Genomic DNA, 12287 nt, shown 5'->3' on the forward strand with positions numbered 1-12287 from the left:
GGAACAACACCCGGCACGCCGCCGGACAGGGACACTCGGACGGTCACAGACGTCACTGACGCTGCCGGCCAGCGGCCGGTCCGGTGCCCGGCGAAGCCGAGTTCGGGAGAGTTCGTCGATCTGCGCCGCGACGCGATCGATGAACCTCTACTTCGACCTGCACGAGATCGACGCCGGGATCGATATCCCGCATGCGGACCGACACCTGTCGGCCTACCGGGAACTGCGCAACGCGGCGAGCGACTACATCTGGCTTCACAACGACATCGGCTCGCTGGAGAAGGAAGTGGCCGTCGGGGACCTCCACAACGCCGTCTACATCCTGCACATCCGCGAGGACAAGACACTGCACGAAGCAGTCGATGCCTCCAACGTCCTGCTGGGGGAGCATGTGGACCGCATCCTGGTCGCCGAGGAGGAACTGACCCGCCTGAGCGACAACCGACCGCATGCCGGTCAGGCCCGCATCGCGCTCCAGCGGTGCGCACAGGATTACCGGCGCCTCGTCCGCGGCGACTTCGACTACCACGGCCAGGTCCGCCGCTACACCGGAGCCGGCTCCTGACCCGCCCGGCCCTTTACGGCGCGCCGTGCCCTCTGCCGGATGCGGCGGGCGGCAGCGACTTTCTGCTCGTGAACCTGTTCCGCGAGCCATTCGGGGCGCCGATGTCGCCGGCGGCGATGGGGGAGGTGTTCCTGTGGCTGACGCCCCTGACCGGGGTGGACCCGAAGACGTACGCCGGTGTCTGGCCCGAGGTCCTGGACCAAGCGGACCGCGTGCTGCGCGCCCGTCTGGGGAAAGACGCCGCCGACGGTGGAGACGTGACACTGCAGAGCATCGCGCTGATGCTTGCGATGGCCTACCGGACCGCGGCCGCGGGCGACCTGTACCAGGCGACGGTTCCCCTGGCTTACTGCGAGACCCCCGCCCAGCGTCTGCAGTCGCGGCCGCGCCGGGCGTCCCGCTCCTCGACGATCGTGGTCTGCTCGGGTGTCGGGGACTTGGCCTCCAGGAGTACCGCTGTCGCTTCGCCGACGTGTAGCCGCTGCCCTCTGAACCCGGCATGGAGGGAGGTGGCGACAGGGTCGGACCTATGAGCGGCTGTTGCGAGGCATTGTTGGAGGGCCGGACGGCTGCCCGAGAGCGCCCCGGCCCCGCCCGAAGCGGTGGGCCCCTCGTGTCAGAAGCGTGACAAAGGGCCCCCACCTGCGCAGGCGTACTCGCCGACATGATCTGAGCACTCCCCGTATACGCACGATGTATACACGCTGTGTAGAGTGCTGGGCATGTCCATCGGTAATACGCTTCTGGGGCTCCTGGAGTCCGGTCCGCGACATGGTTACGAGCTGAAGCGGGCCTTCGACGAGAAGTTCGGTCATGACCGGCCGCTGCACTACGGCCAGGTCTACGCGACGATGTCCCGGCTGCTGAAGAACGGCCTCGTCGAAGTCGACGGCATCGAGGCGGGCGGTGGGCCCGAGCGCAAGCGGTACGCGATCACCGACGCCGGGATCACCGACGTCGAGCGCTGGCTCGCGACGCCGGAGAAGCCCGAGCCGTACCTGCAGTCGCTGCTGTACAGCAAGGTCGTCCTCGCGCTGCTGACGCACCGGGACGCGGCCGGCATCCTCGACGCGCAGCGCGCGGAGCACCTGCGCAGCATGCGGATCCTGACCGACCGCAAGCGCCAGGGTGACCTGGCCGACCAGTTGATCTGCGACCACGCCCTGTTCCACCTCGAAGCGGATCTGCGCTGGCTGGAGCTGACCACCGCGCGTCTGGACAAGCTCGCCGAGGCGGTGACCGCGTGAACCGTGTTCCTCCTCCCGGTTCTCTGCTCGCCGCCCAGGACCTGCGCAAGGCGTACGGGCCGACCACCGCGCTGGACGGCGCCGACTTCTCCATCCACCCCGGTGAGGTCGTCGCCGTGATGGGCCCCTCCGGGTCCGGCAAGTCGACGCTGCTGCACTGCCTCGCCGGGATCGTGCCGCCCGACTCCGGATCCATCACCTACAACGGGCGTGAGCTGGCCACCATGAACGACGCCCAGCGCAGTGCGCTGCGCCGCTCCGAGTTCGGCTTCGTCTTCCAGTTCGGTCAGCTGGTGCCCGAGCTGACCTGTGTGGAGAACGTGGCGCTGCCGCTGCGGCTGAACGGCACCTCCCGCAAGGAGGCCGAGCAGGCCGCGCTCGGGTGGATGGAGCGGCTCGAGGTCGACGACCTGCGCAAGAAGCGGCCCGGCGAGGTCTCCGGCGGTCAGGGGCAGCGGGTGGCCGTGGCCCGGGCGCTGGTCACGGGCCCCCGGGTGCTGTTCGCCGACGAGCCGACCGGTGCGCTCGACTCGCTCAACGGCGAGCGCGTGATGGGGTTGTTCACCGAGGCGGCCCGCTCCACCAATGCGGCCGTCGTGCTCGTCACGCACGAGGCGCGGGTCGCCGCCTACTCCGACCGCGAGGTCGTCGTACGCGACGGCAGGTCCCGTGACGTGGAGCACGCCATATGAGTGCACGGCAGTGGTCCAGGGATCTGGCCATGGGGGCCCGGTTCGCCTTCACCGGCGGGCGGGAGGGGTGGGTGCGGCTGCTCCTCACCGCCGTCGGCGTGGGGCTCGGCGTGGCACTGCTGTTGCTTTTCACCGCGATCCCGAACGCGCTGGCCGTCCGGCAGGACCGCGAGACGGCGCGCAGTGACCTGAGTTATGGGTACACCGAGTCGCCGCTGAAGAAGGCGGACGACACGCTGGTGGTCGGCGAGGCCGGGACGGCCTTCCGTGACAAGGAGGTGCGCGGGCGGGAGTTGCAGCCCGAGGGTCCCAGGGCGCCTCTGCCGCCAGGGGTCTCGAGGTTTCCCGGGGTGGGCGAGATGGTGGTTTCTCCCGCACTGAAGCAGCTGCTGGAGTCCGGGGAAGGGAATCTGCTGCGTGAACGGCTGCCGGAGCGGATCGTCGGTACCATCGCCGAACCCGGACTGATCGGGGCCCAGGAACTCGCCTTCTACCGCGGCGCCGACCACCTCGTGGTCAGGCAGGAAGTGGGTGGGGTCGAACGCATCGACCGATTCGGCGCAGGGTTCAAGATCCCGGAGAAGAAGGACCCCGTCCTCGTCCTGCTCGCCCTCGTCGTGTTCCTGGCGCTGCTGATGCCGGTCGGCGTCTTCATCGCCGCGGCCGTGCGATTCGGCGGCGAGCGCCGTGACCGGCGACTCGCGGCCCTGCGGCTGGTGGGTTCGGACAGCCGGATGACCCGGCGGATCGCCGCCGGCGAGGCCTTCGCCGGCGCCGTGGCCGGCCTGGCCTTCGGCACGGTCTTCTTCCTGATCGTCCGGGAGTTCTCCGGGTCCGTTGACCTGTTCGACGTGAGCGTGTTCCCCAGCTATCTGATCCCCTCGCCCGTGCTCGCCCTGCTCGTCGCGGTCGCGGTCCCGGCGGCCGCCGTGCTGGTCACGCTGTTCGCGCTGCGGGGCGTGGTGATCGAGCCGCTCGGCGTGGTGCGTACCGCGAAGCCCCCGCGGCGCCGGCTGTGGTGGCGGATACTGCTGCCCGTGGGCGGACTCGGACTGCTCTACCCGATGATCGGCAAGGACCGGTACAGCAGGGACTTCAACCAGTACCAGGTCACGGGTGGTGTCCTCCTGCTGCTCGTCGGGGTGACCGCGCTGCTGCCGTGGGTCGTGGAGACGGTCGTCGCCCGGCTCGGCTCCGGCGGGGTCGCCAGGCAACTGGCCATCCGCCGACTTCAGTTGAGCAGTGGAACGGCCGCCCGCATGGTCAACGGCATCGCGGTCGCTGTGGCGGGCGCCGTCGCCCTGCAGATGCTGTTCTCCGGGGTGCAGGGCCAGTACACCAAGCACACCACCAACGACCCCACCCGGGCCCAGATGCGCGCGGAACTGCCGGACGGGGTCCCGCTCGCCCGGGCGGCGGCCGACTTCAGGGCGACCAGAGGCGTTGCGAAGGTCTACGCCTACGACGAGGGCCGTATCAGCGACCGGCGCACGGCCCATGGCTCGGGCCTCAACACCGCCGAGGTCACCATCGCCGACTGCGCCTCCCTGCGGGAGGTGGCCTCCTTCCCTTCCTGCAAGGACGGTGACGTCTTCGTCGTCCGGGGTGGCGACGACGAGGCCGATGAGATGGGGGCCGCCGACCTTTCCAAGGCCGGCCAAAAGCTGTGGTTCGACGCGATCGACGGCTCGCTTGCACAGCACAGGCCGACGCCCTGGACCGTGCCGGCGGGCGTGAAGCAGGCACGGGCGATCGCGGACCCGTCCGGGTTCAAGCGTGGCGGCCTGTTGCTGACGCCGGGCGCCCTGCCCTCCGGCGGCGCACATGGTCTGGACGGGCAGATCTACCTCGCGCTCGACGAGGGGCTGGCGGCCGCGCCGGAGTACGCGCGGAACACGGCCCGCCGTCTAGGCATGCCGACCGACCCGGCGATGCTGGTGTCCAGCAAGCGCGACGACACCTACGCCTCCATCCGCACCTTCCTGTTCGTCGGCGCAGCCTGCGTACTGGCGCTGATCGGCGCGAGTTTGCTGGTCTCGCAGCTGGAGCAGCTGCGCGAGCGCCGCAAACTGCTGTCGTCGCTCATCGCCTTCGGCACCCGGCGCCGCACACTGTGCCTGTCCGTGCTGTGGCAGACGGCGATCCCGATCGGCCTCGGCCTGGCGCTGGCCACAGCGGTCGGGATGACACTGGGCGCGGCACTGCTGAAGATGACGGACAAGCCGGTGGGCGTGGACTGGGCGAGCGTACTGTCGATGACCGGGATCGCCACCGCCGTCGTCCTGCTGGTGACCGTGCTCAGCCTGCCACCACTGCTGCGGCTGATGCGCCCGGACGGCCTGCGCACCGAGTGAGCCGTACGCCCTGAGATGACGGCCGGCCGAGGGCGGATTCGGTTCGCGGAGTGGCATAGGCGCGGGTGGCGTGCCGGGGCGGGCTGTCACGGTCCGGGTACGGGTCGCTCGTCTGCCCGCAGGGCGGGGGAGGAGGGCAGTATCGGGGGTGTGAGCTTGGAGGGCTTCTCGAAACCGAGTGTGGTTTCGAGAAGCCCTCTCAGTCCTGGTCGGTGGTGTATCAGCCGAGGTGCCACTGCTGGTTGCTGCCGCCGTTGCAGTCCCACAGTTCGACCAGTGCGCCGCTGGCGGTGGAGGCACCGGTCACATCCAGGCACAGGCCTGACTGGACGCTGGTGACGGTGCCGTTGGAGTTGAGGTCCCACTGCTGGTTGGTGCCGCCGTTACAGTCCCATATCGCGACTTTGGCGCCGGCCGCGGTGCCGGTCGCGTCGAGGCACTTCGCGCCGCCGTAGACGGTGAGCTGCTTGGTCGACGTGCTGGTCCAGGTCTGGTTGCTGCCGCCGTTGCAGTCCCAGATCTGCGTCTGGGCGCCGTTGGTCTGCGAAAGGCCGGGCACGTCGAGGCACTTGCCGGAACCGGTGGCGTGGACCGGACCTGTGGTGGTCCCGCCGGAGCCGTCGAGTCCGAAGAAGGCGATGGCCCGGGCCGCCATGCCGCCGGCGGGCAGGGAGTGCCCGACACCCTGGATGCTGATCGCCTCGACCGGGGCCTGCGCGGTGGCGGAGCCGTAGCGGGTGCGGGTCCAGCCGGACTGCGGGGAGTCGGTGAAGACCGGAGTCTGGCTCACTCCGAGCACATTGGTCCACTGCTTGATCTCTTCACCGAAGTTCACGTAGTTCAGCGCTTCGTCCTCGGTGCCGTGCCACAGCTGCATCCGCGGCCGGAGACCGGTGTACCCCGGGTAAGCGCCCCGGACGAGGTCGCCCCACGCCTGCGGAGTCTTGGTGATTTTGCCGGTGGCGCAGTCGCTGTTCCAGCCGGAGCCGTCGGTGGTGGCGAAGCAGCCGAACGGCACGCCCATGAACGCCGCACCGGCCTTGAACAGGTCGGGGTAGTCGCCGAGCAGGACATTGGTCGTCATCGCGCCGGACGAGGCGCCGGTGACGTAGACCCGGCCGGCGTCGGCGTTCATGTTCTGCACGGTGTACCGGACCATCTGGGCGATGCTCGTGGGGTCGCTGCCCCCGTCATGCCTGAGTGCCTGGGGCGAGGAGACGTCGAAGCACTGCCCGCTGACGTTCGCGTCCGGGTAGACGACGATGAACCCGTACTGGTCGGCCAGGCGGGCGAACTCCGTATTGGAGTAGAAGGTGGGCCCCGTGCCGGTGCAGTAGTGCACTGCCACCAGCACCGCCGGGCGTGCCGGAGCGCTGTCGGGCTTGTAGACGTACATCCGCAGGTTTCCGGGGTTGCTGCCGAAGTTGGTCACCTCGGTCAGTGAGGCGGCCGACGCGGTGGTGGCCGAGGTGCCGGTCAGTACGAGCGCCGCGATCAGCGGCGAAATCGCCATCAGCAGGGCTACCAGTAAATTTCTGACGCTTCTCTTCTTGGGCTTCCGGGACATGACGCTGTCCTTTCTGGAAGTCGGCGCGACCGGGGCGATGCTCCCGGCCGCGCCCGCCGAACCGGAGTGGCAGGCACGGTGGTTGCTGTGGTCAAGGAGGAGCGAGCGACACGGGTGGTGAAGCGCTTCGACGCTCCCATTGCGCCGGATGTGATGTCAATGCCTGGTGTTAGGAGGTTGCATCGCCTGCATTCCTCTGGTTCGCCAGAGAATTCTCATTGGCTTGAGGGGTTAATGTGAAGCGCTTCGATCGTCGAGGGTGTTCACGCTCAGGGTGCGGATGGTGCGGGCGGCGTCGCGGGCGTCGGGGTCCTTGGCGGCGACCTGCAGGGCTCCGGCCTGTACGGCGATGAGACTGACCTGGTGGGAGACGACGTCGTGCATCTCGCGGGCCAGTTGGGCGCGTACGCGGGCGAGGACGGTCTGGGCGTACAGGGCGCGTTCGTGTTCGCGGGCCTCCTCGACCTCGACGAGCTGGCGGGCCACGTCGTGTCTGGCCTGGACGAGCCGGCCGAACAGGATCGGGGCGAAGGCCGTGGCCCTGACCGGTGCACGGCATGAAAGGGATCTGAAGTACATCGGTCACCGCGGCAACCTTTCCCTCCCGAGCGGCCACCTAGGGGTGCACCAACCACGGTGAGCGCAGTCAGCTGCGCTACGCCGCCCGTATCCACGCACTCCGATCGGGAGCCACAACATGTCATCTGACGACCCGACGACCAGCGAGCAGCCGATGCCTCGGGGCCGTACGCACCGCCGTAGCCGAACGCGCCGCCACATCGTGGCGGGGGCGGTGGCTGCCCTGCTGGCCGGGGGCGGCGCGGGCGTCCTGGCGTTCAGCGCGAACGCCGCGCCGACCGTCGCCGTCACCGTCGATGCAGGCACCTCGCTGGGCATGGTGCCCAGCACCGGGGTCGGTCTCAACACGGCGGTCTACGACGCCTACATGAACGACGCCAAGGCGGCGTCGCTGATGAAGGCGGCTGGAGTCCGGCAGCTGCGCTTCCCCGGCGGCTCGGTCGCGGACGCCTACCACTGGAAGACCCACACCGTCACCGGCGGCAGCTGGGCCGCGCCCGGTACCGACTTCGACCACTTCATGGCCACCACGAAGAAGGTCGGCGCGCAGCCGATCGTGATCGCGAACTACGGTTCCGGGACCGCGCAGGAGGCCGCCGACTGGGTCAAGTACGCCAACGTCGACAAGGGCTACGGCGTGAAGTACTGGGAGATCGGCAACGAGATCCCCGGCAACGGGCACTACGGCAGCAAGTGGGAGGTCGACACCCACGCCGACAAGAGCCCGAGGGAGTACGCGAAGAACCTGGTCGCCTACGCGAAGGCGATGAAGGCGGTGGACCCGACGGTGAAGATCGGGGCGGTGCTCACCACTCCGGGCTCCTGGCCGGACGGGCTGAAAGCTTCCGGCGACGACGCCGACTGGAACAACACGGTGCTTTCCGTCGCGGGCAAGTCGATCGACTTCGTGATCATCCACTGGTACCCGGGCGGTAACAGCACGGCGGACGTGCTGAAGACGCCCGCCAAGATCGCCGGGACCACCTCCGCGGTGCGTTCGCTGATCAACACCTACGCGGGCCCGCACGCCGCCTCAGTGGAGATCGCGGTCACCGAGACCTCCAGCGCCGAGTCGCCGGCCCAGACCAGCCAGGCCGCGGCGCTGTTCGCGCCGGACACGTACATGAGCTGGCTCGAGCAGGGGGCTGTCAACGTCGACTGGTGGGACTTGCACAACGGCATCGGCAAGCCCACCACCGTCGACGGCGAGACCGACTACCAGGACGGGGGTGTGCTCTCCGTCGGATCCTGCTCCGGTGGGACCTGCGAGCCGGCCCGCGAAACGCCCTTCCCCACCTACTGGGGCATCCGCTCGCTGACCGCACTGGCCCGGCCCGGCGACACCATGGTCAAGGCGTCCTCGGCCAACCCGTCGGTCGCCGTGCACGCGGTACGGAGCAGCAACGGCGGCCTGAACGTCATGCTGATCAACAAGAGCCCGCAGAACGCGGCACAGGTGTCGCTCTCCTACATCGGATACACCCCGGCCCGAGGAACGGTCAGGACCGTTTCGTTCACCAAGGGCGGCACCGCCCTGACCACGGCGACGCGGGGAACGGCGGCCGCACAGACGCTGCCCCCGTACTCGATCACGACTCTCCAACTGAAGCCCGCCTCGGCGGCCACCCGCGCTGACGCCCCGTCTCCTGCCCCCACTCCGGCCGCCGCTGCGCCGGTTGCCTCCGCCTCAGGCACGATCGGCACCCGAGCGCAGGCGTCGGCGGCCGGTGTACCCGTCGTCCGGCAGGTCCAGAGCAACACGGGCGGTGGCCTGGCTTCCACCGGGGCGAGCAGCGCTGTCACCTACAGCGCCCTCGGTGGCTTGCTGGCCATCGCCGCCGGCTCCGTGCTGGTGTTCCGCCAACGCCGCAGCAGGGCTACGCACGGCAGGTGAACCCCCGCCGCGCCGGCGGCTGACGGCCCGGCAGCACCGCTGCCCGTCCGCGGCGTGCGTCCCGGGCCGTCTACGTTCATGGGCACGACGTCGACATGTGCAGTCGCGATGACGCCGACGGCCGACTTGCGCATGCTCATCGAGCCATGAGCTGAAGATGAGGTCGTCGCTGCGCTCGTCCACCGGGAGCGCAAGATCGCGGTACGGCGCTCGCTCGGCGGCGGGCAGGGACAGGGGAACACGCGACGATGCCTCGGTGAGGTCCAGCATTCAAGCGCTTCGAACGCTTGGCATGCGGCACCGGGTCTGTCAACGTCCCTGGCTGGCAAGGATTTGCTTCATCGAAATGTTTGTCGAACGGGAAAGTGTGCCGCTAGCCTCGCAGCCGGTTCAAGCGCTTCGACACTCAATGAAGAAGGGCCGCCGCAGTGGGGCCAATGCTCTCCGCCGGATCGACGCGGCAAGGTGCGGACCAAACGAGCAGCATGGCTCCGAGCCGATACGCCGCGGTCGCACAGCCCATGGGCAGCGCCACCTTCACGGTGACCGACGTGGGCTGCAACTCAAGATCCGACGCTGATCCGACCACGCCGAGCAGGCATCGGCCGACAGCGCCGCCAGTAAGCAAATCCGCACGTTGGAGGAAGCATGAGCAGACAACGACGTCGATTCGCGGTCGCGGCCGCCACCCTGGCGCGGGCGACACACGTCGGCAGGAGTGGAGGGTGGTTGAGGAAGGCAGCCACAGCGGCTGCCGTGGCCCTGAGCGTCATAGCGGGCAGCCTGACGTTCGCATCACCGGCGTCCGCGGCGACGTTGACCCAGGTCGACGACTTCGGCTACAACCCCACGAACCTCCAGATGTACGAGTACGTGCCGGCCAAGCTGCCCCGTCATCCGGCAGTGCTCGTGGCCGCGCACTGGTGCACCGGGTCCGGCCCTGACATGTACAACTACACCGAATTCGCGTCACTGGCCGACCAGTACGGATTCATCGTGGTCTACCCCTCGATCACCGGTGACATCAAGTGCTGGGACGTCGCATCGGACGCCGCGCTGAAGCACGACGGCTCCAGCGACCCGGCCGGCGTGATGTCCATGGTGCGGTGGGAGATCGCGAACCGCGGCGCCAACCAGCACCAGGTCTACATGACCGGCATCTCCTCAGGCGCGATGCTGACCAACGTCATGCTCGCCGACTACCCGGACGTGTTCAAGGCCGGATCGGCGTTCATGGGCGTGCCGTACCACTGCTTCTACACTGGCACCTTCCGCGGCTGGAACAGTGACTGCTCCACAGGCAACATCACCAAGACCCCGCAGGAGTGGGGCGACCTGGTCCGCGTCGCCTACCCCGGCTACACCGGGCCACGGCCGCGTATCCAACTGTGGCACGGCACCCAGGACGAGGCACTCAACCACCACAACCTCGGCGAAGAGATCAAACAGTGGACCAACGTCCTCGGTGTCAGCCAAACCCCGGTCTTCACCGACCAGCCCCAGTCGATCTGGACAAGGACCCGCTACGGTAACGCCAGCACGCAACCACCGGTCGAGGCCAACAGCTTCCAGGGGTACGGTCACGAGTTGCCCAAACCCGGCATGGCACTGCTGGCCCTGAAATTCATGGGCCTGGCACCCTAGGTTGATAGGTACTTGTCGCCGGGCGGGGGCTCAAACCGTTCACTGGACGTGGTCGGAACCAACCGGACCGACGGCACCCAACTGAACATCTGGGACTGTGACGGCGGTGCCAAACCAACAGTGGCGGCTCAACAAAGATGGCACTGTCCCCGGCGCGGAATCCGGACTGTGCCTCGACGACATAGGCGCGCGCAGAGCTAATGGCACCGCCGTCAGCATCTCGAACTGTATCGGTGGCAGCGACCGGAAATGGGTCCGGCAGTAGTCCCCGGTCCGGGTGCGCGGGCTTGTCCCCTGCGTGCGTACGCCGCCCTGGAGGCTGCCGTCAACGTCGAGGTTGATGAAGCGGCAGCAGAGCGGGCTGCCACAGGGATTGCGCTCCCTGAGCGGTGCACGGGCCAGCGGCGTGGGCACCGACCATGCCCACGTGCTTGGCGCTGACGCTGCCATCTACGGCGACCGGGGCGATAGGCTCCGTCATGCCGCCCCAGCGCCCGCTGGTCTCTTCAACAGCCCTGACGAACCCGGATCGGCTGCCCTCCGCAATCAGATAGACGGCGCGGGCAGGAAGGCCCACAGCCGCCATCCGCGTTGGACCTTCGTTCGGGTGAACCATGGATGTCGCTCCCTGGCTCAGGAAGGTGTCCCCGCGAGCGGAGGACCGTACGCAGCGTCTGTGGACACAACCCACTACCGCGACGCTCCGGCGGCCTGCGAAAGCCGAGGCTCTCTGGTCTCAGTTTTGGTCTCGGACACTGGGATCATGACAACGGCGAGTGACGACGGCAGCGGAGGGCGACCAGAAGCCTTCTTCATGATCGGGGCATCCCCATACGGCGGCGCGGCCACATGGCTGAAACTCGTCTCTCGGGTGCCTGCAGCCGGTCTGGTCGGCGGCGCACTCCTGAACGAGGCGATGAGCGGCGGCACACCGGAAACGGTCGTGAACAACCACTACGGGGACGACGACTTCAGCGACTTTCCCGGCCCACAGTTCGGCGTCCACGAACGGGCGGCGTTTGTACTGCTAGACCAGTTCCGTGAGGTGCTCGCGCGAGCACCCTGGCCGGACACAAGGACAGCGCCCCCTACGACCGGATCATCGCCGCCTGCGGGGTGCTGGAGTTGCCCCGCACGTGGCTCGAGCAGACCAAGCCGGGCGGGATCGTGCTGGTCACGCTGTGCGGCTGGCTGTACTCGCTGTGCGGCTGGCTGTACTCGTCCGAGCTGGCACGGCTCACCGTCGGCGACGACGGGACGGCCCGCGGCCGACTCCTCGGCGGGCAGGTCTCGTTCATGCTCGCCCGCCCCCAGATGCCGCCGACTCTGGGCATCCTCCCGGACCTGCAAGACGGAGAGGAGCGCGGCGCGCGCCTCGGCGCCGGCGTCCTGGACGACTGGACGGCGCGGTTCGTCGCCGAGCTCGCAGCCCCGCGCGCTCAGCGCATCAGCCTCTCGGGCGCCGACGGGCCCGAGCACGTCCTCGTCGACGTCGAGGCCCGGCGCCTGGTCTGCGCTCGCCCAGCACGGCGAGGAGTGGACGGTGCGCCAGGGTGGACCCGTGCGTCTGTGGGACGCGGTCGAGGATCACCTGCTGCGCCGGCGGACGGACGGCGCTCCGCCGCTGGAACGCTCCGAGGTCCTCGCGACACCCGAGGACCAGAGCATCACCTGGCCGACGGCCTGACGTCCCGCCAACATCGACGAGCCCCGGCCGGTGGATGCATCCCGGCCGGGGCCTCTTT

Annotated in this window: 10 protein-coding genes and 1 pseudogene; 9 read left to right on the forward strand and 2 right to left on the reverse strand. The window is 68.8% G+C overall.

The annotated features are described in order from the left end of the window. Window positions 1-139: 139 nt before the first annotated feature. The 5 genes from N8I84_RS39955 to N8I84_RS39975 all read left to right on the forward strand — a co-directional run bounded on the left by N8I84_RS39955 (window position 140) and on the right by N8I84_RS39975 (window position 4858). The gene (locus N8I84_RS39955; RefSeq protein ID WP_263234406.1) at window positions 140-565 is read left to right on the forward strand and encodes a terpene synthase family protein; all 426 of its coding nucleotides are present in this window, start codon (window positions 140-142) and stop codon (window positions 563-565) included. 68 nt (window positions 566-633) lie between these two features. After that, complete coding sequence (locus tag N8I84_RS39960; RefSeq protein ID WP_263234407.1) at window positions 634-1098, forward strand: hypothetical protein; 465 nt, start codon at window positions 634-636, stop codon at window positions 1096-1098. A gap of 189 nt (window positions 1099-1287) precedes the next feature. Next, window positions 1288-1812, forward strand: a complete 525-nt coding sequence (locus N8I84_RS39965; protein WP_263234408.1) for a PadR family transcriptional regulator — start codon at window positions 1288-1290, stop codon at window positions 1810-1812. Beyond that, window positions 1809-2504, forward strand: coding sequence for an ABC transporter ATP-binding protein (locus tag N8I84_RS39970; RefSeq protein WP_263234409.1), 696 nt, complete (start codon window positions 1809-1811; stop codon window positions 2502-2504). Before N8I84_RS39965 ends, N8I84_RS39970 begins: the two co-directional genes overlap by 4 nt. Continuing rightward, window positions 2501-4858, forward strand: a complete 2358-nt coding sequence (locus N8I84_RS39975; protein ID WP_263234410.1) for an ABC transporter permease — start codon at window positions 2501-2503, stop codon at window positions 4856-4858. The genes N8I84_RS39970 and N8I84_RS39975 overlap by 4 nt, the downstream gene beginning before the upstream one ends. 220 nt (window positions 4859-5078) lie before the next feature. On the opposite strand, the gene N8I84_RS39980 is transcribed toward N8I84_RS39975, so the two are convergent. Next, the gene (locus tag N8I84_RS39980; RefSeq protein WP_263234411.1) at window positions 5079-6425 is read right to left on the reverse strand and encodes an extracellular catalytic domain type 1 short-chain-length polyhydroxyalkanoate depolymerase; all 1347 of its coding nucleotides are present in this window, start codon (window positions 6423-6425) and stop codon (window positions 5079-5081) included. A 249-nt stretch (window positions 6426-6674) separates the two neighbouring features. Next, window positions 6675-6965 (reverse strand): annotated as a pseudogene (locus N8I84_RS39985) (histidine kinase); the annotation flags it as partial. A gap of 157 nt (window positions 6966-7122) precedes the next feature. Between N8I84_RS39985 and N8I84_RS39990 the strand changes: the two are divergent. The 4 genes from N8I84_RS39990 to N8I84_RS40005 all read left to right on the forward strand — a co-directional run bounded on the left by N8I84_RS39990 (window position 7123) and on the right by N8I84_RS40005 (window position 12229). After that, the gene (locus N8I84_RS39990) at window positions 7123-8898 is read left to right on the forward strand and encodes an LPXTG cell wall anchor domain-containing protein (RefSeq protein WP_263234412.1); all 1776 of its coding nucleotides are present in this window, start codon (window positions 7123-7125) and stop codon (window positions 8896-8898) included. 729 nt (window positions 8899-9627) lie between these two features. Next, window positions 9628-10542 (forward strand): extracellular catalytic domain type 1 short-chain-length polyhydroxyalkanoate depolymerase, encoded by a 915-nt coding sequence (locus N8I84_RS39995; protein WP_263234413.1) that lies wholly within the window; start codon window positions 9628-9630, stop codon window positions 10540-10542. Window positions 10543-10648: 106 nt separating this feature from the next. After that, a complete protein-coding gene (locus tag N8I84_RS40000) occupies window positions 10649-10807 on the forward strand; it encodes an RICIN domain-containing protein (protein WP_390899001.1) in 159 nt (52 codons plus the stop codon). Between the two features lie 1278 nt (window positions 10808-12085). Next, on the forward strand, window positions 12086-12229 hold the full coding sequence (locus tag N8I84_RS40005) for a hypothetical protein (protein WP_263235079.1): 144 nt from the start codon (window positions 12086-12088) through the stop codon (window positions 12227-12229). Window positions 12230-12287: the final 58 nt, after the last annotated feature.

Origin of the sequence: Streptomyces cynarae, assembly GCF_025642135.1 — a bacterium.
Lineage (GTDB): Bacteria > Actinomycetota > Actinomycetes > Streptomycetales > Streptomycetaceae > Streptomyces > Streptomyces cynarae.

What these genes read in the sequence shown, in the direction of transcription:
- N8I84_RS39955 (WP_263234406.1), top strand. Translation starts at nt 140, where the DNA reads ATGAACCTCTACTTCGACCTGCACGAGATCGACGCCGGGATCGATATC.
- N8I84_RS39965 (WP_263234408.1), top strand. Translation starts at nt 1,288, where the DNA reads ATGTCCATCGGTAATACGCTTCTGGGGCTCCTGGAGTCCGGTCCGCGA.
- N8I84_RS39975 (WP_263234410.1), top strand. Translation starts at nt 2,501, where the DNA reads ATGAGTGCACGGCAGTGGTCCAGGGATCTGGCCATGGGGGCCCGGTTC.
- N8I84_RS39980 (WP_263234411.1), bottom strand. Translation starts at nt 6,425, where the DNA reads ATGTCCCGGAAGCCCAAGAAGAGAAGCGTCAGAAATTTACTGGTAGCC.
- N8I84_RS39990 (WP_263234412.1), top strand. Translation starts at nt 7,123, where the DNA reads ATGTCATCTGACGACCCGACGACCAGCGAGCAGCCGATGCCTCGGGGC.